Origin of the sequence: Kocuria subflava, assembly GCF_012163155.1 — a bacterium.
Taxonomy (GTDB): domain Bacteria; phylum Actinomycetota; class Actinomycetes; order Actinomycetales; family Micrococcaceae; genus Kocuria; species Kocuria subflava.
This window is the reverse complement of record NZ_JAAVUN010000242.1, coordinates 1-522: the sequence shown is the minus strand read 5'-3', so window position 1 is coordinate 522 and position 522 is coordinate 1. Positions and strand designations below refer to the sequence as shown.

The 522-nt window shown below is 73.4% G+C and carries 2 pseudogenes; both read left to right on the top strand.

The features are described 5' to 3' along the window. Positions 1-203, top strand: a pseudogene (locus GTW58_RS13980) (acetyl-CoA C-acetyltransferase); the annotation flags it as partial. An 89-nt stretch (positions 204-292) separates the two neighbouring features. Beyond that, positions 293-522, top strand: a pseudogene (locus GTW58_RS13975) (hypothetical protein); the annotation flags it as partial.

Sequence of the window (522 nt, the reverse complement as noted above, 5' to 3'; positions counted from 1 at the left end):
GGTCGCGCCTCAACGCCCGTGGCTCCCCTTGGCCCGCCGGGCCCCCGTTCGCCGCCACGGGCACCCGGGTCGTGGCAACCCTGTCCAAGGAACTCAAGGCGCGCGCTGTCGCGGAGAACCGCCCGGTCACGGGCCTGATCTCCGTGTGCGCGGCTGGCGGCCAGGGGGCCGTGGCCCTGCTGCGCGCCTACCCCGAGTCCTGACCGGACCTCCGATACCGAGACCTGGGCGCTCCCGCGTCCGCATGTGTTGACGGGAGCGCCCAGGTGTCCCATCCCCCGAAAGGACCTTCGTGAGTCCCTCACCCTTTGACCTCACCTCCCTGCTGGGCCACGCGCCCGCCACCGATGACGCCTACCTGTCCGTGGTCTCCCAAGGCCCCGGACGAAAGATCGCCACCTCCCTGGGGCTGCCCGCCCCGGTCGCCCTGCGTCGACACGACCCCGACACACCCGCAGTTCCCGGCCTGGTCCTGGTGCTCGGTGCCGGCAGCGGCACGGCGACGACGCCCGGGTCCCACCC